20 protein-coding genes are annotated in these 21,186 nt (G+C 41.9%); 5 read left to right on the forward strand and 15 right to left on the reverse strand.

Annotated features, from left to right (window positions below; genetic code table 11):
- Window positions 1–338 precede the first annotated feature (338 nt).
- Window positions 339–1,322 carry a substrate-binding domain-containing protein gene (locus BM308_RS09945; protein WP_074944910.1) on the forward strand — a complete coding sequence of 328 codons (984 nt, stop codon included), beginning with the start codon at window positions 339–341 and terminating at the stop codon, window positions 1,320–1,322.
- A 28-nt stretch (window positions 1,323–1,350) separates the two neighbouring features.
- On the opposite strand, the gene der is transcribed toward BM308_RS09945, so the two are convergent.
- The 7 genes from der to rlmN form a co-directional block, all read right to left on the reverse strand.
- A complete protein-coding gene (gene der, locus BM308_RS09950; RefSeq protein WP_074944912.1) occupies window positions 1,351–3,102 on the reverse strand; it encodes a ribosome biogenesis GTPase Der in 1,752 nt (583 codons plus the stop codon).
- A gap of 97 nt (window positions 3,103–3,199) precedes the next feature.
- Window positions 3,200–4,741 (reverse strand): outer membrane protein assembly factor BamB, encoded by a 1,542-nt coding sequence (gene bamB / locus BM308_RS09955; RefSeq protein ID WP_074944913.1) that lies wholly within the window; start codon window positions 4,739–4,741, stop codon window positions 3,200–3,202.
- A 36-nt stretch (window positions 4,742–4,777) separates the two neighbouring features.
- A complete protein-coding gene (locus BM308_RS09960; protein ID WP_074944915.1) occupies window positions 4,778–5,479 on the reverse strand; it encodes a YfgM family protein in 702 nt (233 codons plus the stop codon).
- A gap of 12 nt (window positions 5,480–5,491) precedes the next feature.
- Entirely contained in the window at window positions 5,492–6,772 is a 1,281-nt protein-coding gene (gene hisS / locus BM308_RS09965) for a histidine--tRNA ligase (RefSeq protein WP_074944916.1), read from the reverse strand.
- 16 nt (window positions 6,773–6,788) lie between these two features.
- Window positions 6,789–7,874, reverse strand: a complete 1,086-nt coding sequence (ispG, locus tag BM308_RS09970; RefSeq protein ID WP_074944918.1) for a flavodoxin-dependent (E)-4-hydroxy-3-methylbut-2-enyl-diphosphate synthase — start codon at window positions 7,872–7,874, stop codon at window positions 6,789–6,791.
- A 20-nt stretch (window positions 7,875–7,894) separates the two neighbouring features.
- Window positions 7,895–9,628: a helix-turn-helix domain-containing protein gene (locus BM308_RS09975; RefSeq protein WP_074944920.1), complete on the reverse strand. Its 1,734-nt coding sequence runs from the start codon at window positions 9,626–9,628 to the stop codon at window positions 7,895–7,897.
- A gap of 158 nt (window positions 9,629–9,786) precedes the next feature.
- The gene (gene rlmN / locus BM308_RS09980; protein ID WP_074944922.1) at window positions 9,787–10,884 is read right to left on the reverse strand and encodes a dual-specificity RNA methyltransferase RlmN; all 1,098 of its coding nucleotides are present in this window, start codon (window positions 10,882–10,884) and stop codon (window positions 9,787–9,789) included.
- 344 nt (window positions 10,885–11,228) lie between these two features.
- Between rlmN and BM308_RS09985 the strand changes: the two genes are divergently transcribed.
- Window positions 11,229–11,462 carry a hypothetical protein gene (locus BM308_RS09985; RefSeq protein WP_074944923.1) on the forward strand — a complete coding sequence of 78 codons (234 nt, stop codon included), beginning with the start codon at window positions 11,229–11,231 and terminating at the stop codon, window positions 11,460–11,462.
- Here the strand turns inward: BM308_RS09985 and BM308_RS09990 are convergent.
- From BM308_RS09990 to yajC, 8 genes are all read right to left on the reverse strand, one after another.
- Window positions 11,459–12,184 (reverse strand): NAD-dependent deacylase, encoded by a 726-nt coding sequence (locus BM308_RS09990; protein ID WP_074944925.1) that lies wholly within the window; start codon window positions 12,182–12,184, stop codon window positions 11,459–11,461. The two genes, BM308_RS09985 and BM308_RS09990, sit on opposite strands and share 4 nt — an antisense overlap.
- A gap of 138 nt (window positions 12,185–12,322) precedes the next feature.
- Complete coding sequence (locus BM308_RS09995) at window positions 12,323–13,648, reverse strand: hypothetical protein (protein ID WP_074944926.1); 1,326 nt, start codon at window positions 13,646–13,648, stop codon at window positions 12,323–12,325.
- The gene (locus tag BM308_RS10000) at window positions 13,649–14,833 is read right to left on the reverse strand and encodes a cysteine desulfurase family protein (RefSeq protein ID WP_074944928.1); all 1,185 of its coding nucleotides are present in this window, start codon (window positions 14,831–14,833) and stop codon (window positions 13,649–13,651) included.
- Window positions 14,834–14,842: 9 nt separating this feature from the next.
- Window positions 14,843–15,187 (reverse strand): ArsR/SmtB family transcription factor, encoded by a 345-nt coding sequence (locus BM308_RS10005; RefSeq protein WP_074841362.1) that lies wholly within the window; start codon window positions 15,185–15,187, stop codon window positions 14,843–14,845.
- A gap of 23 nt (window positions 15,188–15,210) precedes the next feature.
- Window positions 15,211–16,197 carry a hypothetical protein gene (locus tag BM308_RS10010; protein WP_074944929.1) on the reverse strand — a complete coding sequence of 329 codons (987 nt, stop codon included), beginning with the start codon at window positions 16,195–16,197 and terminating at the stop codon, window positions 15,211–15,213.
- 17 nt (window positions 16,198–16,214) lie between these two features.
- Window positions 16,215–17,162, reverse strand: a complete 948-nt coding sequence (gene secF, locus BM308_RS10015) for a protein translocase subunit SecF (protein ID WP_143098602.1) — start codon at window positions 17,160–17,162, stop codon at window positions 16,215–16,217.
- 10 nt (window positions 17,163–17,172) lie between these two features.
- Window positions 17,173–19,047: a protein translocase subunit SecD gene (gene secD, locus BM308_RS10020; RefSeq protein ID WP_074944931.1), complete on the reverse strand. Its 1,875-nt coding sequence runs from the start codon at window positions 19,045–19,047 to the stop codon at window positions 17,173–17,175.
- Between the two features lie 66 nt (window positions 19,048–19,113).
- Complete coding sequence (gene yajC, locus BM308_RS10025) at window positions 19,114–19,464, reverse strand: preprotein translocase subunit YajC (RefSeq protein ID WP_031492338.1); 351 nt, start codon at window positions 19,462–19,464, stop codon at window positions 19,114–19,116.
- Window positions 19,465–19,789: 325 nt separating this feature from the next.
- Here yajC and BM308_RS10030 point away from each other — a divergent pair, with 325 nt between their 5' ends.
- From BM308_RS10030 to BM308_RS10040, 3 genes are all read left to right on the forward strand, one after another.
- Window positions 19,790–19,996, forward strand: a complete 207-nt coding sequence (locus BM308_RS10030) for a hypothetical protein (RefSeq protein WP_074944933.1) — start codon at window positions 19,790–19,792, stop codon at window positions 19,994–19,996.
- The gene (locus tag BM308_RS10035) at window positions 19,971–20,294 is read left to right on the forward strand and encodes an alpha/beta fold hydrolase (RefSeq protein ID WP_143098603.1); all 324 of its coding nucleotides are present in this window, start codon (window positions 19,971–19,973) and stop codon (window positions 20,292–20,294) included. Before BM308_RS10030 ends, BM308_RS10035 begins: the two co-directional genes overlap by 26 nt.
- A gap of 216 nt (window positions 20,295–20,510) precedes the next feature.
- Window positions 20,511–21,155 (forward strand): YajG family lipoprotein, encoded by a 645-nt coding sequence (locus BM308_RS10040; protein WP_074944937.1) that lies wholly within the window; start codon window positions 20,511–20,513, stop codon window positions 21,153–21,155.
- The last annotated feature ends 31 nt before the right edge of the window (window positions 21,156–21,186 follow it).

A 21,186-nucleotide genomic window follows, 5' to 3' on the forward strand; every position in this document is an offset into this window, starting at 1 on the left:
AAGAACTTTTAAAACGCTTGGTTTTATTTGTCGTTGTCGTTCGTGACAACGGAAATGCATTATAGACTTTTTTTGACCTATGTCAAATGTTTTTTAATTTCAAAATATAAAAAACTTAAAAAAATACCCCTTTTTTGACAAATACTTTAAACATTTTATGCCTTAATTATTAAGATTATTCCTTTTATTTCTGATAGTTAGTTATTTTCTAAAAATTTATTTATATTTTTTTTAATTTTTTTTGTTTTCCCAAATTTCAAATCTTGAGACCAAGATTTAATGACTTCAAAAAAATTTGTCTATACTTCAAAGAGAAACCTCGGATTTTTGGTGCGAATATGAAAATTAACGCTTTACTAAAAAATTTACTGATTCTTTCTTTGGTATTTCCGTTCTCTTCAAATGCTCAGAATGAAACCAACTGCTTTTATATTTCACTTAAGCCGGAAATTATTGCCAATACAGATGTACTGATAAAAAACTACGGCAAAAGTAAAAACATCAGTTTTATGACTCATGATGCCAAGAGCAATTCTCTAAATCAGGTCTTTCAAATAGACAATGATTTTAGATTTGCAGACTCCACCATAGTCATTACCAATGACATAACCTCAGCACAGAATGTTATTGATCTCAGTAAGAAAAAGAAAAGTCCTCTGATCTTTTCACTTATAAAACCTCAGGTGTCTTTCCTGTCTTATCCAAAAGCCTGGTTTGTAGGACCGAATGAAGCTATCGCAGGACATCTCCAGGCAGAGATACTCCATGAGTACATAAAATCAAAAGGTTCTATTGATAAAAACCACAACAAGACTCTTGATCTGGTGATAATGAGAGGAGCAAAAGGCAATCCTGATACCATCAGCAGAACCACCTCGCTTATGTCCGGTCTGATTCAGCATGGCTACATACTAAGTCCAATGACTGAGAATTATGCAAACTGGGACTATGATAAAGCCTACAAGATCATGGGAATTCAAATAAAAAAACTTGGACTGAATAACATTGAGGCTATTGCCGCTAACAATGATGAAATGGCTTTAGGTGCACTGAAGGCCATTCAGGATGAGGGTTACAACAAGGGAGAGCCTGATAAATTCATTCCTATTCTGGGAATCGGAGGAGACAGCGCAGTCCTCAAGGCTATCGAGGAAAAAACCATAACCGGCACGGTAGTCCCAGATCTTGATACCATGGCGAAGATTACCATAGATCTAATAACCGAAAAGGGATTAACTGAACAGAAAATCAGAGATAACTACAAAGTAAAAGTAGAAAACAGAAATGTGCTTGTAGAGTATTCTGCAAAGAAAAATTTCTAAAAAGCCCCTTATTCAGGGGCCTTTAGAATTACTTCTTAGCTTTTGAAGTGTTAGTTGAGGTCTTCTTGCGAGGACGTTTAGCCAGCACAAGACCGGAACCTTCCTTCTTGGCCTTAGCGATAAGTTTACGTTCTTCCTTATCCTGCTTAGCCTCAGATCTTGCCCACATACGCTCATTTGCAGCCTTTCTGCGTTCAGCTCTCATCTGAGACTGAGTCTGACGTTTCTGTGCAGGCTTCTCATTTGCATATGGGTTTTCGCCTTCCTTGAAATCAATAATCACAGGAGAGCCCATGATATTCAGGGACTTGCGGTAGCAGTTGATGATGTAACGCTTGTAGGCATCAGGAACCTTTGAAACCTTGTTGCCATGAATAATAATTCTTGGAGGATTATAACCACCGGCGTGCGCAAACTTCAGCTTAATTCTTCTGCCACCTGAAATTGGAGGCTCATGCTCTTCAATTGCTGCTCTTAGAATTCTGTTCAGAAGAGATGCGCTGTGACGGGTTGTAGCACCCTCATAGGCCTCGTCAATGGAATCAAACAGATTGCCTACACCGGTTCCATGCAGAGCAGAAATAAAGTGAACACGGGCAAAGTCCACGAAACCAAGTCTTGCATTAAGCTCAAGCTTGATCTCATCCTTTACCGCCATATCCAGACCGTCCCACTTGTTAACAGCAATAACAAGTGATCTTCCTGACTCCAGAATAAAGCCTAAAAGAGACAGATCCTGATCAGTAATATGAGCTCTTGCATCGATTACCAGCAGAGCCACATTACAGTCTTCGATAGCCTTCAGAGTCTTAACAATAGAGAACTTCTCAATTGCCTCAGAAACCTTTCTGCGCTTTCTAACACCTGCAGTATCAATAACGATATATTTCTTGTCGCCTCTCTGCAGTGGGATATAGATTGAGTCACGGGTGGTACCAGGATGGTCTGCCACGATAACACGATCTTCACCTAGAATTCGGTTAGTCAGAGTTGATTTACCTACATTAGGCTTACCCACAATCGCAAACTTAATAGGAAGATCAGCAAACGGAGTATCTCTGCTGTCCTCAGTTGGAGAATCAACATCCTCTCCTTTCATGCGGGCTCTGAATTTTTCCTTGTGCTCGTGCCAGTCAAAACCGCCGCCGACCATATCCACAGGAACATTTTCCAGGAACTCATAACCCTCTTCCCACATCTGCTCTTCTTCCTGAAGACGCTGATTTTCACGCTCTTCTAGCTCTTCAGGTGTTAAGTCGCAGTCAAGAGGACCTTCCTCTCGAAGCAGAGGTGCGATTACATCCTCAAGAACATTGGCTACACCACGTCCGTGAGCCACAGCAGTAGGATAAACCTCACCTAAACCCAGTGCATAGAATTCGGCACCGGCAGTTTCAGGATCAAGACCATCAACCTTGTTGGCAATAATGGCGCATTTCTTTCCTGAACGGCGAATATAATCTGCAACAGAGTAATCTCCAGGGAGAATACCAGCTCTTGCATCAAGCATAAATAAAACCAGATCACACTCATCAATTGCTAACAGTGCCTGGTTGGTCATTCTTGAAGTTACTTCTTCGGGCTGGTTCTTTGCATCCTCAGCAATACCGCCTGTATCAATAACTACAAATTCACGCCCTTCGTATAATGCTCTACCGTATTTTCTGTCACGAGTCAGACCTGGAAAATCGGCAACTAAAGCATCACGGGTCTTAGTAAGTCTATTAAAGAAAGTAGATTTACCCACATTTGGGCATCCTACTAAAGCAATTACCTTCATAACATTCCTTTGTAAGGCTGGCTTACTACAAGTACTTAAGGGGCATCACTGCCCCTCCTATCACATCAAGAATGAATCATGCTGTTTCACAACAGTATTATTCAGAGTCATCCTCAACAAACTCAACGTCTGAATCTGACTTAACACCTGCACTTGGCATTAGACCGAAACCAGACAACTCCTCACGCTTCTTGCGCTCATACTCTTTAACTTGTTTCTCATATTCTGCCTTACGACGCTGGTACTCTCTATACTCAGCCTCCATACGGCGCTGTTGAGATTCAATCTGTGCAACAATCTTACGAGCTTCAGCTCTACGCTTTTCAAGAGCCTCTTCAGTTATACCTGAACCGGAAATCTGAGGTTTCATGGACTGAGCTGCAACCAGAGCTGCGGCATTTCCTGAAACAGCTTCCGCGTCAGTATAATTCTTTTTGGCAATTACGATATTCTGCGGATCAAAACAGAATACATCCACATCACCAGATGATGAGTAAACCACCAGAGAGTTACCTACAACCAGAGGTGCTACATAAATCGGATCTGATGACACTGAAATCTTGGTCAGAATCTTTCCGTTATTTAAGTTTAGGAAATAAACATATCCTTCAAGATCACCCACAACAACCATGTTTCCGTAAATTGTAGGAGCTGTTACATTTCTGTAGCTTAACTGGGTATTTGACCAGACTTCTACATTATCAGAACGTCTTACACAGTAGATATGACCGTTATCACCAGTAATTACAAAGAAATTGTCATCATAGGCAATATCTTTTGATGAGTGATAAGCAAGTCTTCCGGTAATGGCGTTCTTGGCAAATGAATACTCTACAAATCCGGCATTATATGCGGTTGTATACATTTCATTGCCTAAAAGCAGTGGAGTTGAAGAAACATCAGACATTCTGTCTAAATCAGAACTGCCGTTATTCTGACCAACAACCACCTGGTTTAAAACAAATCCGTCAAGCTGGCTGATCATCAGAACTCTACCTGAAGGAGTTCCAACAATAACCATCTCATTTCCAACAGCAAGAGGCTTTGACTGTGAACGCAGATGCAGGTTTTCGTTATTATCTCCTGACACCCACATTCTCTCCTTCTTCAGAAGATCAAATGCATTTAAGGTGCCCCTTGCATCAAGCACGAAGATCTTGGTGCCGTCTGCTGAGAATGCAGGTCTGGTCAGGACCTCCACGCCCAGATAGTGCTTGAAATACAGACTTCCGTTCTGTCGGTTCAGAACATAGATATAACCATTCTCTGAGCCAACTGCCACGTACTGTTCTGAAGCGGACATACCGCCGTTCAGACGAGAGGAGCGTTTATTGTTGTTCTCCTTCTCATCACTCAGATCCACAGTCCAGATTTTCTTGCCGGAGGAAGCGTCAATTGCATAAACTTTTCCTTCACGGCCTGCAACGTACATTGAGTGTCCATAAACACAAGGCACAAGCTGTGAGAAGAATCTATCTGTGCCCTGAGTACCAACAGACCAAACATGATCCACCTTGAAAGCGTTATCTATCTCTGGAGATTCAACAGGTGCAAATAAATCCTTGTTTGAACTACATCCTGCAATCGCAAAAGCAAATGCTGACACAGCAAACAGTTTTAACAGTTTATTCTTAATCATAAAATCGACGCCTTAAATTTGTTCCGATTACTTTTATTATTTTTTAATCTCTGCTGCTGATTTTGAAATTTCCTCAGCTAAAACCTGAGCTCTCTTATAGGCTGGAGTATCTCCCTCCTGAATCAGGTTGTCAGCTTTCATCTGCAGAAGAGGATTTATAGCAATCTTTTTCTGTTCACAGACATCAAGAGCCTTCAAATAAGCCTCATGAGCCTTATCCATATCTCCCTTAGAGTAGTATACATCACCTAAAGTTTCATATTTTTCAACTGCATATGCCTTGGTTTCTACACTCTCTAACAGAGAAACAGCTTCATCAAACTTTTTCATCTGAGCCAGAACATGAGCCTGAACGAATTTTGCATTAGGAGCAACCAGCTCACCGCCGTTCTTTACAGCAAAAACAGCATTATCAAGAGCCTTGTCGTACTCGCCGGCAGCTGAGTTCATGGCAGCAAGATCAAGAGACAGCAGTGAACCGTACAGATCCTCGTGCTCCTTGATAAAGCTTTCAGCCTGAGCTACAGCATTTTCCTGCTTTAATGAAAGCTTGGTCTGGATTGTGCTTAACTCAAAAGCTTTCTTGGCAGCAGCATCGTGCTGGTAATTCTGGTACTGTCTGTAGCCAATCATGCCACCTAAAGCGATAACAATACCTAAAGCGAGAGACTTCCAGTTTTCAGACCACCATTTTTTGACAACTTGCTCTCTCTCATGATCATCTGTTAAAACATCCATTTTTATTCCTTATTATTTATTTAGTAAATCTTTAATTGCAGCTGCAGCCTCTGAAACAGGATATTCTACCTGAGGAGCATCCTGATTTAACATATCCTTCACGGTTACAGTGTTATTTGCAATCTCGTTTTCGCCAATAATAACGGCAACCTTGGCACCGCACTTATCAGCCTTCTTGAACTGTTTCTTGAAATTACCGCCGCCGCAGTGATTTCTGATTCTGTATGAAGGAAGATTTTCTCTTAATATTGAAGAAACTTCCAGCATCTTAAGTTCAGAATTTTCACCAGATCCCACTACGTAAACATCAACATTAGGATTTGCCTGAATCTTTCCTAAGGTGGTCAGCAGCAGAATCAGTCTCTCAAGACCGATACCGAAACCAACTGCACGGGTTGGAGCGCCGCCAAGCTGCTCAACCAATGAGTCATAACGGCCACCGCCGCATACAGTACCCTGAGCGCCTAAAGCAGTGGTTACCCACTCGAATACAGTCAGATTATAGTAATCAAGACCTCTAACCAGTCTGTCATTTAAAACATACTTGATTCCCATGTTATCCAGCATTCTGCGCAGAGAATCAAAATGAGCACGGGTTTCCTCTCCGAAGAAATCAGAAAGTTTAGGAGCATCCTTTAAAATTTCGATTACTTTAGGATCTTTAGTATCTAAAACTCTCAGAGGATTGGTATGAGTACGTCTCTTGCAGTCCTCATCCAGATCATCATAGTGAGCCTCTAAAAACTTGACCAGCTCCTCTCTGTAGGCAGCACGCTCTTCTGCTGAGCCTAAAGAGTTAAGCTGAAGTTCAAGCTCATTTTCAATACCGAATTTCTTCCAGATAGAATAGGTTAAAGAAATAATCTCTGCATCAATATCAGGACCGTTAAGACCGAAAACCTCTACGCCCATCTGATGGAACTGACGGTATCTGCCTTTCTGTGGTCTTTCATGTCTGAACATTGGTCCCATGTACCACAGGCGCTGTTCCTGATTGTAGATAAGACTGTGCTCAAGACATGCTCTAACACAGCCTGCAGTACCTTCAGGTCTTAAAGAAAGATTGTCTCCTGATCTGTCTTCAAAGGAATACATTTCCTTTTCAACAACGTCAGTAACTTCACCAATTGCACGACAGAAAAGATTTGTCTTCTCAACAATTGGCATACGAACTTCGTCATAACCATATGAATTCATGGTTGAACGAAGAACCTTCTCTACCTGCTGCCATACGGAAGTATCCTCAGGTAGAAGATCATTCATGCCTCTAATAGCTTGAATTGTTGCAGCCATTTTTTATTATTTTCCTTTATTTATTTTTTAAGCGTTCGCGAACGCGCTTTTCAATAATATCTATTGCTTCTTCGTTTGGAATCTTGCCCATCAGCACACCATCTTCATAAATAAGTGATCTGCCTTTCTGTCCGCCGCATACTGCAATATCAGAATGAAGAGCCTCACCAGGACCGTTAACTACACAGCCCATTACAGCAAGCTTTAAGGTTCCCTTCACATCTGAAAGTCTTTTCTCAAGTTCAGCAACGGTATTTACAACATCAATACCGCGTCTGCCACAGGTTGGACAGGCAACAATATCCACACCTCTTGAACGCAGATGCATACTCTTCAGGATTGCCCAGCCCACCTTAATCTCTTCAACAGGATCAGCTGCCAGAGAAACACGGATGGTATCACCGATACCCTGTTTTAACAGCCAGGAAATTCCAATTGAGGATAGAACGGTACCGCCGGTAAGACCGCCAGCTTCGGTAATTCCCAAATGCAGAGGTGCATCAGTCTTAACTGCCAGCTTCTCATATGCTTCAACACATAAATTCAGTTCAGAAGCCTTAACTGAGAAGGCATAATCAGAAAAGTTGTGCTGATCAAGAGTTTCAGCAGCTCTTAAAGCTGCATCCACCATGGCATCTGGACATGGAGCGCCATATTTTTCAACCAGATCCTTATCCAGAGAACCGGCATTCACACCAACACGAATTGGCAGACCATGATCCTTTGCAGCCTGACATACAGCTTCAATCTTCTCATGAGAACCGATATTGCCAGGATTGATTCTTAATGCTGCAGCTCCTTTCTTGGCACACTCGATTGCTATTCTGTAATCAAAATGAATATCAGAAACAATAGGCACCTCAACAGCTTTAACAATCTGTTCAAAGGCATCTACAGCTGCCAGAGTAGGAACTGTAACACGGACAATGTCTGCACCAGCAGACTCTAAAGCTTTAATCTGAGCTACGGTTGCCTCAACATCCATGGTATCGGTTGAGGTCATTGACTGAACGGAGATAGGTGCATCTCCGCCCACTAGAACATTACCAACTTTAATCTGACGACTTTTACGTCTGATTATTGGCTGTGCTTTCCATTCCATATTAAAAAAACATTACCTCATTAACGGGTTGGAAGAGCAAAACTTACCTGCTGAGCACTAGGAACCGCTACAGTTGTGCCCATATATGAAATTCTTACCTTTGAAGAATCAGAAACACTGATCTTTAAAGGAGGAATACCGGTAACCTTGATGGTTTCTCCGCTTGAGAAATTACCCTGCTTTAACAGCTTGCCATTACCGGTAACCTTAATAGCAACATCTCCGGTTACCTTGATGGTAGCGGTATTCATTGACTCAAAAGGATCACGCTTTCCATTCAGACGAACTGATGAGGAAACGTCTCTGGTAGAAGCTGAAAGAGTTGCCTTTGAAGCAGTCTTCTCAGCAGACTCGTTCTTAGGCTCGCTGGCCTTTGGCTCTGGAGTCTGAACCTGAGGAGCTTCCTTAACCTTTGATGAAACCAGAACATTGTCCTTTGCAGTCTTTAGCTTATTCTCTTCTGCCTTTACAGTCTGAACAGTCTCAGCAGAATTCAGGCTTACGCTCTTCAGAGTGCTGCTGCCTTCCTGAACCACGGTATCCTCAATAGGCTCAACCTTTGCAGCCTGAAGCTTCTTGGCAGCCTCGCCCTTAACCTTCAGAGAAATATTGGTGTTGGTCTTCTCAACTGTAGTCTGAGTTCCTGCCTTAGAATCAATAATTTCATCAGTGTTCAGATTCTTAGACTGTTCCTGAGCCATAAGAGTGTTCATATCAACAACAGGCTCGTTTAATGGCTCTTCCTCGACTACATTGGTCTTCATCTTGGAATTTTCGGTATCCATCAGCAGAGTTCCCTCTGAATCAACAGAAGTCTCCACGGTATCCTCAATCACAAGTGCACCTGAGGTGTTTGAACCGGATTTTGACATTACAGAAGAGGTGATAGCAGCGGTTGCCACAACAAGTACGGCAGCACCTGCAATCATCAGAGGAACCTTAAGATTTCTCTTCTTCTCACTCTTCACAGCCTCAGCAGCAGCCTTTGCCTTCTGCTCTTCCTGAAGCTGGACATTTGCTCTTACATTCTGCTTGTATAAATCAACCAGCAGCTCAGGATTGATATTTACCAGCTTTGCATAATTGGCAATATGAACTGATGCAAACTGAACAGCGGTAAGCTGATTCAGGCGGTCATGCTCAATATCGCTTACAGAGTTAACTCTAAGATTCAGCTTATGGGCAACCTCACGCTGGGATAGACCAAGAATCTCTCTTGCGTGCATCAGAATTGCGCCAGGGCGGTTTGGAACCTCATCATCAGAATAGGTTGTAGATACCGGTACTCTGTCAGGATCATCCGCATTTGAAGGCTCAGCCTTTGGCTCTTCGACGCGGTCAGGTTCACCTGCAGGTTCTTCGGCTTTAAATGGCTCTGATGCCACTTTTGCCTCTGGAAGAACTTCCTGAGGTACCTCTTCTTTAATATCTGCAACTGGTTCTTCCTGTTTTTCAACATTCAGAACTGCCTCTGAAGCAACCTCTGTTACCTCAGTTTCCTGATTTTTGTTTGATTCGATTTCTTTATTCATTTTTTTTAGCTCTGGGAGGATGTCACCTAGTTTTGGACCAGAAGTGTCAATATCTGATGTGATATCAGCCAGTTCCGGTTCAAGTCTTGTTGATTCTTTAATTTCCTCAATGGTTTGTTCTTCAACACCATTCATCATTGGTTCATTTTCCTTAAGGATATGAGCCTGACTTCTGTTTCTGTCGTGTCTGTATCTTGAAGCTTTTAATCTTTTTGGACTCATCAAGTAACCGTGCCTGATTATTGATTCTTAAATCAGTGCACTCCTCCGTTTTCTAATTATTTAAATATCTAATTGTAAATGCCGGATGGGCAATCTTAACAACTCAGGATTATACGAACCTTATTATGTTTCGGCTTATCCACAAAACTCAGAGAAGATTAGCAGGTTTTAGCATCAATCTTCTGTCTGGCAAGTTTATCCTTAACCTGACCTGCAAGCTGACCGCAGGCGGCAGAGATTTCATCACCGCGGGTTGTACGCTTGATTACGGTAAAGCCGGCATCAAACAGTACCTTGTAGAATCTGTCGATTCTGCTGTTTGAAGGTTTTCTGTATTCTGAATTCTCGTGTTCGTTAAATGGAATCAGGTTAACCTTGCAAGGAATTGTTCTTAGTAATCTTACAAGTTCCTCAGCCTGTTCTATACTATCATTTATATGATCCAAAAGGACATATTCAATTGTGACGCGACCGCAATTTGCGTTTGATTTATCCAGGTAATTTCTTACTGAATCCAGAACCTCTGCAATCGGATACTTCTCATTTAAAGGAACCAGAATATTTCTCAGTTCATCATTAGGAGCATGCAAAGATAAAGCCAGAGCCACATCCAGCTTACCGGCAATCTTATTGATTACAGGAGCAACACCTGATGTTGAAACGGTTACACGTCTTTTTGAAAGTGCAAAGGCGTAGTCTGAAAGAAGCAGCTCACAGACCTTGGTAACATTTTGAAGGTTTAAAAGAGGTTCACCCATGCCCATCATCACCACATTTGAAATAGGCTTCTGTTCCTGATTGTTGCTGAAGCCAACTCTGGTTGAGGCACGGAATACCTGGCCGATAATTTCGTTTACAGAAAGGTTTCTATTGAAGCCCTGAGCACCGGTTCTACAGAAAGAGCATTTAACAGGACAGCCTACCTGAGTGGAAATACACAGGGTATTTCTGTCTTCTTCCGGAATAAGTACAGTCTCAACCAGCTGACCGTCACCAAGATCAAGCGCCCACTTGGTGGTACCGTCAGATGCAACCTGCTCACTCACAATTTCAGGGGCAGTAATTACACAGGTTTCTTTAAGCTTGGCTCTCAGATCCTTTCTCAGATTGGTCATCTTATCAAAATCAGTTTCACCGAACTGATATACCCAGCGAAGGATCTGCTGAGATCTGAAGGACTTCTCTCCGATAGATACAAAGAACTCACCTAATTCATCAGGAGAGAGATTCATCAAATTGATTTTATCTGTAGACATGTAGCTTTCTCAAAAAATAGTAGTTATCAAATCTTACAATTATATCAGTATCCGCACAGAATTTACCAAAAAACCTTGATCTTTATCGCACTTCGTTTCTGACTCTCAAAAAGTTTTGAACATCAGACAATTAGTAATATTTTCGCAGTTATGTTCGCTGGGATTCAAAGAAAATAAGAAAAGAATTTATATCAGTTGCGATTTATTCAACGTTTTTAAGTGATGATCGAGGAAGAGAAAACAAAAAAATTTATTTAGATATTAGAGTGTTAAAAAATCATATTTTGACAGACAGGATTTCACATCTAAGCTCTAAGTATAAGAAGAATTTTTGGGGGCTTGAGATGTTTAAAAATACTCCACAAACATCAAGACTGAATCAGCCTGAGAGCTTATCCTGGAATAAGGCAGGAACAAAAAACATGGAAGAGGCCTCTCTATGGAATCAGATACTTTTCCAGTTTCGCGCCCTGCCAAGAGAAAGGCAGGATGAAATCCTGCTCAGAATCTACAGAAAGCTTTACGGCAGCTCTGCAAGGGCAAAAACACTTTCCTTCATTACCTCGGGAAAGTGCTAATTCTTATACTCTCCAGTTTCTATCAGTTTATCCACAAATTCAGGTAAGGTCTGAGAAGCCTTACCGTAAATACCATAGTTAAAGCTTGATCCTACTGCAGACTTTTCCAGATTGAATTCCACACAGGTCGCGCCAACGCTTCTTGCCATCTGACAGAAACCAGCTGCAGGATAAACCACACCGGATGTTCCTATGGACATGAAGAGATCACACTTGAACAGAGCGCTCTCGATCTCATCCATTCTGTATGGCATTTCACCGAACCAGACAATATCAGGTCTTAATTTTTTACTGCCGCAGAGATTGCATTTGGTCTCAGTTGAGGAATCCTCATAAAATCTGTATCTGGCATCACAGTGCTCACACCAGATGCTGTTGAGCTCTCCATGCATATGAATTACATTTTCTGATTTAGCCTTCTCATGCAGATCATCAATATTCTGAGTAACAATGGTCACAGTGGATCCAGGATATTTCTTTGTGTACTCCTGCTGAAGTCTGGTTAAAGCCAGATGTGCAGGGTTAGGCTCTTTGGTTTTAATTGAACGGCGCATCTTGTTATAGAATTCATGAACCTTGGTTTTATCTCTCATGTAGCCATCGTAGGTGGCAACATCCTCAACCTTTTCCTGCTCCCATAATCCGGTTTCAGATCTGAAGACAGGGATTCCGGACTCAGCAGAAATGCCCGCACCGGTCAGAACAACAATATGCTTAAACATAGCTAGACTCCTTTTGTACACATAATCTGAGTATATGCTTTTTTGCAGGAGTATTGAAAATGAAGATTGTGAAAGAAGACAGGATTTGGAAAATTTGTTCTGAGAAATTAAAAGGAGGCAACAGCCTCCTTAAATGATTTATCTTTCGCAAAGCCAGGTGGCAATGCCAAGAATGGTACTGCCGGAAGGGCCTGCGGCCAGGAATGGAGAGCCATCAGGAAGATAGGCTGAGGATAAATCAATGTGAACCCATGGAGTATCCTTCTTCACAAACTGCTCCAAGAAAGATGCAGCAACAGATGAGCCAGGAGCTCCTTCGCCATGACCGGAATTGGTTACGGTTGCACGACGGGATGACAGGAAACGTCTGTGATAAGGAGCTAAAGGCAGCTGCCAGTACATTTCTCCGCATTTATCAAAAGCATTCTTAAGCGCAGAGTCCAGATTTGCCTCACGGGTCAGAACAGAGAACATATCTCTGCCCACAGCGACCTTTGCGGCACCGGTTAAGGTGGCCATATCAAGGATAAAGGCAGGATTGTCAGCAGAAGCTTTCAGCAGGCCGTCAGCCAGAACCAGTCTGCCCTCGGCATCAGTATTATTGATTTCAACACTGATATCATTTGGATATCTGATAATATCGCCAGGCAGCATACCTCTTCCTGAAACCATGTTCTCAGAACAGCACAGATATAGTCTGCATCTCTTCTTAAGGCCAAGCTTTAATGCAAGAGCAATGGCACCGCAAAGATAGATAACCGCAGTCTTGTCGGTTCTCATGGTCTCCATGAATTTTTCAGGCTTCAAAGAATAGCCGCCGGTATCAAAGGTTATACCCTTACCAACCAGTGCAACATCTACAGCGGCATTCTCATCCACAACTGCAGGAAGAACGTCGATAATTCCCAGACAAGGATCTTCATCTGAAGCAAGACCTACTGTCTTAAGACCGACACAGCTCTCAAATTCCTTATCCCCGCGTTTTATAAGATTTAATGAAGCCTTTGCGCCAGACTCAGAAGCGGCAGCCTCAATTTCCTCAAATAGTTTTTTTACAACCAGTGTTGGGGTGCTGATCTTTGAGTCGGTATCTGCAAGAGCTCTGAATTTAGCTACAAGATTAACGGTAGACTCTACCTTTGATAGCTCCTGTGCAGGTAAATCATACTCAACACTGATATCATGAACACCGTCATAAAGTGCGGTTACAAACCAGTAGAACTCATTGGCTGAAAGTTTAACCTCAGAGGAGAGTCTGATTGAATAACAGCCTAAGGAAGCAACTGTTCTTGCTGCAGTCTGATACCACTTGAAATCAGCTGAGTTTACAAAAACATCATATCCGCCGCCATCTGCTGGAGCGAACTTGGTTTCAGCATCAAAAGGAGACTCTGCCTTACCATTCTTAAGGTTGATGGTTACAAGCTTCATCTCTGAAGCGTAGTGAGGGAATAATTTAATCATTTACTGTTTTACCTTCCACATAGAACCGGCTTCACGTAATTTAGGGATCTTGGTTGTTATCTCCTCAATTACAGTCTCAATTTCGCTATCCTCTGTATATCTGCCAAAGGAAAGTCTTATAGAAGCACGGGCCAGATTATCAGAGTGACCGATTGCCTTTAGGATATATGATGGCTCAAGGGAGGTTGAGGAACAGGCAGAACCTGTTGAGGCTGCAATTCCTGAAAGGGTTGGCAGTAGCATATGTCCATCAATACCGTCAAAACTTAAAGAAAGGATATTTGGCAGACCTTCTGTCTCTGAACCGTTGATTACAAGACCAGGAACGTCTCTGATACCATCTAAAAGTCTTGCTCTCATCTTTGCAAAACGAGCCTTGTCCTTTTGGCCTTCCTCTCTTAGGATATCAAAGGCCTTACCAAGACCGGCCACTTCGTGGGTTGGAACAGTACCGCCTCTAAGTCCCTTCTCCTGACCACCGCCGTAAATCTGAGCAAACAGAGGAACATTAGAACTGCGTTTTACAAACAGGGCACCAACACCCTTTGGACCGCAGACCTTTTCTGCAGTCAGAGAAACCATATCAATGTCAGAATTGTCATAATCCATCTTCAGATAGCCGACAGACTGGGCAACATCAGAATGGAAATAAACCTGATGACGGTGACACATTGAGGCGATTGCATGAATATCGCTTACAGAACCTAAAACGGAATTTGCCTGAGCGATTGAAACTAAAAAAGTATCCTCTGTAATTGCCTTTTCAACAGAATCTACATCAATGACACCAGCCTTGTCAGGTGTCAGATAAGTTATTTTGTAGCCTTCATCCTCAAGCAGCTGACAGGCTTCGAGTATCGCCTTGTGCTCAATTTTTGAGGTGATTATATGACGTCTTTTGTCGCCTTTCTTGGCAAGACCTCTGGCCAGACCGAAGATAGCAAGATTATTACTCTCGGTTGCACCTGAGGTAAAGGTTATCTCAAGAGGAGAGGCACCGATAAGATTGGCAACCTGCTCTCTGGCATTTTCAACTGCCTCGGCAGCCTGCCAGCCGTAAACATGATCTTTGGCATGTGGATTGGCAAAGGCGCCTTCAATTGACATACAGTTAATCATTACCTCAACTACACGCTTATCAGTTGGAGTTGCTGCGGCGTAATCAAAATATACAGGTTTTGACATAACAAAAAATTATTCTTTGATGTGGGATAGTGCCAGAGCAAAAACAGATTCAACGTGAGAATCGTTTAATGCGTAGAAAACCTTACGGCCTTCTCTTTTTACCCTGACAAGTTTATTTATTCTCATGTAAGCAAGCTGATGTGATACAGCTGATTTGCTCAGTTCCACCAGGGAGGCGATGTCACTGACACAGAGCCACTTGTGCAGCAGCAGAGCATGTACCATGTTCAGTCTTGTAGGATCTGAGAGTGCCTTGAAAAACTCACTCATCACCAAAGCATCATCAGAGGCAATCATCTGAGCTTTAATGGAATCAATTTCCTGTGGTGTTAGGTCAATTGCATTTTCAGACATACTTGTTTCCAGATTGAAGATGGTTAGTCTGTAAGCTGATCAACAGATACAGCCCTTTTGAGTTTATATTTCTTCTCCAGCTGCTGAGCCTCATAAATGGCAAGTCTGTGCTCAAGGAAACCGTACTTTTTGGCAGCCTGACATAGTTTGAAATAGTCATATGCCAGCTTGTCCTTGCCCTGAAGCTGCTTGTACTGACCAATATAGTAATAGGCTTCACAGAGATGTTCCTGGAAAAGATCCTCGTTATCCTTGATCTTGATAATATCGGCAAAGATTTCATCCTCACTGGTCTTGTTCAGGAAGAGTTTAATGAAATTAAAGCCCCAGTTCTCAAGTGCCTTGGATTTTAGGGTATAGGAATCATTATAGAAAGACTGAAGCAGACTATCCGCATATTCCTTTCCGTAATGCTTTTCCGCAGCAAAATACAGGCAGAGCATCTTGTAAGGATCATCCGGTTCTGACTTGTAGAACTCCATCATATCCTCAACGGCATACTTATAATGACCGGTATAGTACATGATAATACCGCGGTGAAGATAGATGTATGGATCATCCTTTTCCTTGTTTAAGTTCAAAGCCGCATCAAGTGAATCAACAGCATCACCAACCTTTCCGTCACGATAGAAATATGGGCCTAAAACCTCATATGGTCTGTAGTAGTTCGGATTCTGAACAACAGAATTCATATACATGAATCTGGCAAGGGTCTCCATGCCCAGATCATCGTATATGGCACCAAGATTATAGAAAAGTTCAGCCTTTTCCTTGGAAGTCTTAGCCTGAGAATCTAAAGATACCATTAAGGAGGTTATGGCATTCTGCTCTTTTGCAAGCTGTTCCTGGGAAGGATTAGGGAAAAAGATGAATTTGGATGGCACACTCATTGGTTCTTCTAACATATTGATATCAGAAGATTTAAATGATGATGAACATCCGCATATTGTTAGAATTGAAAGAAGCCCCACTGCTTCTATGAGAGCACGGGGCTTAATAAACTTAAACATCTGCACCAGATAATGATTTAATCCATGGTCTCATAACCATCAGTTTCTTTTTTCTCTACCTTAACAGGGATCAGGTTCTCGCGCTTGATGCCGAGGATCAGAGCCCAGGTAGAAGCAACATAAATTGATGATATTGTACCAAATACAATACCAACAAACAGTGCTAAAGAAAAGCCATAAATCATTTCACCACCAAAAATCATCAAACTTACAACGGTGATCAAAGTTGTACCGGAAGTAATGATGGTTCTTGACAGAGTCTGAGTTAATGAGATATCGAACAGTCTTGGCATTTCGGTATTGCGTGGCAGCTTAACTGCATTTTCACGGATACGGTCGAACACAACAATCTTATCGTTCAGAGAGTAACCAACAACAGTTAAAACCGCAGCCAGAACAGTCAGGTCATACTCAATCTGCAGTACAGAGAAGGTTCCCATAACCACAATAACGTCGTATGCAAGTGAAATAACTGCACCGGTAGCCATACGCCACTCGAAACGGAAGGCGATATAAGCCAGAATTGCAATCAGAGAAACCACGATTGCCAGAATTCCGCTTTCTACCAGCTCCTCACCTACAGCAGGACCAACGTACTCGTTACGTGCTAGCTTTACTTCAGGATCAATAGTCTTTGATGCTGCGAAAACCTTGTTGGTAACAGTCTGCTGATCGATACCGTCCTTAGGTGCAACTCTAACTACAACATTACGCTGAGAGCCGAAATGCTGAGTTGTGCCGTTGATACCTTCCTTAGCATATGCCTCTTTAACCTGATTCAGGTCAACACCCTGGGTATACTCGGTCTCAACCACGATACCGCCGGTGAAATCAAGGCCCCAGTTAAGGCCTTTAACGCACATGCTTACAATACTTCCGACAACCAATAAAACACAAAGGATTTCAACTATTCCTTTGATTTTCATGAAAGGAATAACTGTATTCTCTTTAATAAAAGTACGCACCACAGTCTCCTTATATACTTAAGTTCTTAAGATTGCGTCCGCCCCAGATGATGTTAACAACTGCACGACATGCGGTTACAGCTGTGAACATTGAGCTTGCCAGACCAATCATTAAAACTAGAGCGAATCCCTTAACAGCACCGGTACCAACCATGAACAGAATCAGAGCGGTAATGAAGGTAGTAATGTTGGAATCCGCGATGGTTACGAATGCTCTTGCGTAACCTTCATGAATAGCAGTCTGAATAGGACGTCCGGCTCTGATTTCTTCACGGATACGCTCGAAAATCAGAACGTTGGCATCAACCGCCATACCCAGTGTCAGCACGATACCGGCAATACCAGGCAGAGTCATGGTTGCGCCAGGGATCAGACTCATAACACCTACTAACAGAACCAGGTTGAATAGCAGAGCAAGATCGGCAATGAAACCGAAGCCCTTGTAATAGAAAACCATGAAGGCAATCAGGAATACGACACCGTACAGCATTGCATTCAGACCGTTCTCAATATTCTGCTGACCAAGTGAAGGTCCGATTGTTCTTTCCTCAACAATCTGAATAGGAGCAATCAGAGCACCGGCTCTTAATAACAGAGCCAGATTGTGAGCTTCTTTTGGAGAATCCAGACCAGTGATTCTGAAGCTTGAACCTAAACGAGCCTGAATGGTTGCAACGTTAATGATTCGCTCAACTTTCTTGAACTTAGGCTTGTAGTTGGCATCACCTGGTTTTGGACCATCAGGATCTTCAGATGGAAGAACCACGAACTCAATGAAGTTGGTAGCCATTGGTTTACCAATGTTGTCCTTGGTAAAGTTGGACATGATGCTACCGCCTCTTGAATCTAATGAGATGTTAACCTGTGGTCTGCCGTTCTCATCAGCGCTTGAGCTTGCATCAACGATGTGATCACCGCTTAGGATAACCTGTTTCTGAACAACAACAGGATAACCGTTGGCATCATTGATAACCTCAGAACCTGCTGGAACATGTCCTGCAGCAGCTGCCTGAATGTCAGCTGAAGAATCAACCATTCTGAATTCCAAGGTTGCGGTTGCGCCTAGGATTTCCTTGGCACGGGCAGTATCCTGAACACCTGGAAGTTCAACAACCAGACGGTCTGCGCCCTGTCTCTGAACTAAAGGCTCAGCCACACCTAACTCGTTAACACGGTTACGAATAATATTGATGTTCTGATCAACAGCATTTGTACGAACTTCTGAAAGCTTTGCTGCTGTCATGGTTGCACGGATACAGAACTTGTCACCGATATCCTGAGACAGAATATTGAAATCCTTATGACGGGACTCTAAAAGCTTCTTAGCTTCGTCTCTTACATCAGCATCCTTGAACTCAACTAAAACATAATCGCCTTCAGCCTTGATGCCTGATAAACGAAGATTGTTGTTTCTAAGCTCGGTTCTGAAATCGTTGGTTAACTGAGCTCTCATCTTCTTCATAGCTTCATCCATATCCACTTCCATTAAGAAATGAACACCGCCACGAAGGTCAAGACCTAGCTTTAATGGATGCATTCCTAAAGATCTCATCCAGGCTGGAGTTGCAGGAGCCAGATTCAGAGCAACAATATAATTCTCACCTAACTGTGCACTTAAAATTTCACGTGCAGTTAACTGCTCATCAGTGTTGTTGAAACGAACTAGTAAAGATCCGTTTTCAAATTCATAATTTCCTGGGATTTCCTTTGCATCAAGAACAGACTTGATTGAATCAATTTTTTTCTGATCTAATTCAACACCATGTGTTCCGGAAATCTGTAAGGCAGGATCTTCACCGTAGAAATTTGGTAAAGCATAGAAAAAACCAATGGCAATAATCAGAAATACCATTATGTTTTTCCATAAAGGAAATTTATTTTGCACTTATAGATACCTATAAACCAAAAAGCTGTAAGGCTTTCGCATTACAGCTTGAAAAGATAAAAGAAATTATTTTGACTTTTCTACAGAAACTGCTTCTAAAGTTCCCTTTGGAAGAACAGCTACAACGTAGTTGCGCTTGATCTGCATAACTTCACCGCTGGAAATTGAAAGCAGAACGTACTCACGGTTGTCAGGCAGCTTTACGATACGGCCAGCGATACCACCGTTAGTTAATACCTCATCGCCTACAGTCAGGTTATCTAATAACTTCTGTAGTTCCTTGCGCTTTTTGTTATTTGGACGCATGAACAGAAAATATACTGCAATCATACAGATTGTCAGAACAATGATCATGCTTAAATCGCCCTGCTGAGCCTGAGCTGCTTCCTCAGCATATGCTGTAGAGATAATACCCATTTATTTTTCCTTATAGTTTAAGTAGATATATTAAAAACTTTTATTTCCGTAAAGCCAAAAGCTCTGCAGACAAAGTCGACAACATTTTATGTTCCAAAATAAGTCAAGCTATCTTTTCTTTAGAGAAAACTTTAAGTTCTATTCTGGAAATAATGTTATTGTCATTTACTGTTTCCCGTAGAAGATCTGACAAACCTGAGTACTACAAAGAAACAAAAATTCCATACAAGTTGCACATTATAGCATTTAATTATGCAACTCTAATAGGTTCACATTTTCTCTTTTTGCAAGTTCTATTTAGACAAATCTCACAAAAAAGATTCTCATGACCTTAAAAATGGAGTTTCCGTTTATATTTTTCAAGACTGAGGAGAAAAAAAATGAATTACAGTATAGAAAAATTCCAGACAGAAAAATGCAAGATGAGTTTTTAAAGTTTGGAACTGAAGATAAGAATCTCATCAACATTCCCGGACTGAATGTAAAAAGTGTCCTAGATATGGCAGATGTTATTGTTCAGGGGATTTGCTAAAATCGCCCATGAGGCCATGGTGGATGAGGCAAAGACAGTAACCGAGGAGGAGCTTGAAGAATTCATCCCGCATACAGAGAATATGTTCTCCTTTAACGCTACATCCAGGCTCTCAGAGATAAAAACAGACAGTTTTGTCATCGGTTCAAAAACGGATAAGGTTTTTGACTTTGAGCTTATTAAGGAACTTGCAGAAAAATCAAACAGTAAGAGTTTTTTCTATGAGAATGTCGGACACTCTCCTGCCTTTGAAACACCTGAATATAATAGGAGACTTCTGGATTTTCTTCTGAGCTGACAGAGCCAGGACACAGCACATCTTCTCTCTCCGTTGGCCACCTTTCTTAAGTTTTATGCTGTTGGCAAAGAAATTAACCTGCCATCAGCATTGATTTGCAGGTCTTTTCACAACTTTTACTGTTCCAGTCCCATATACTCAAATTGAGCACTGTTAAGAATCCCTTTTATCTTTTTAAAAGAGGTTCTCATGTGTAGTTTCTGGAGAAAGTAACGTATGAAAAGATTATTCTCAAGTTTAACGCTGACTCTTTGCACCAGTCTGCTGCTTTGCGGCTGCACGACCTCAGAGACTGACAGTACACCAAAGGATAACATTAAGATTACCACAGCAGCAGAGCCGGTTATGGAGAAATCCATATATATAAGCACTGTTGTGGATAACAGAAATTTCCAGAAAGAATCCAAAGATCGCTCCGTACAGGTAATTACCGAGGATGAAAAGGATTGTCAGAGAGTCATTGGACTTAAAAGAAATACCCTGGGAATGGCAATCGGAACAATTCATCTGCATGAGAATCAGAGTGTAACCGGTCTGACAAAAGATACTCTGATAAAAGGATTGAAAAACAGCGGTTATAAAGTCATTGATAAAAAGGAAAACATCACCGGGGACACCGTGATTGCAGAGGTTAGGATTACCAAATTCTGGACCTGGCATACCCCTGGAGTGTGGAATATTGATATCAACGCCCAGATAGAAAATGTCATAACTCTTAAAAGTGCCGACCGTGAAGACAAACTTGTAATAAAGGGAAGCGGAAAAACCAAGAAGAACATCGGTACCGAGGAGGCTTATCATGATGCTCTCGGACTTGCCCAGGAGGAACTTGTCAGGGATTTAAAACAGAAACTTAAATAATCCCAGCTGAAACTAACAATAAAGGCACTTA

Source organism: Succinivibrio dextrinosolvens (assembly GCF_900116345.1).
GTDB classification, from domain to species: Bacteria; Pseudomonadota; Gammaproteobacteria; order Enterobacterales; family Succinivibrionaceae; genus Succinivibrio; species Succinivibrio dextrinosolvens_B.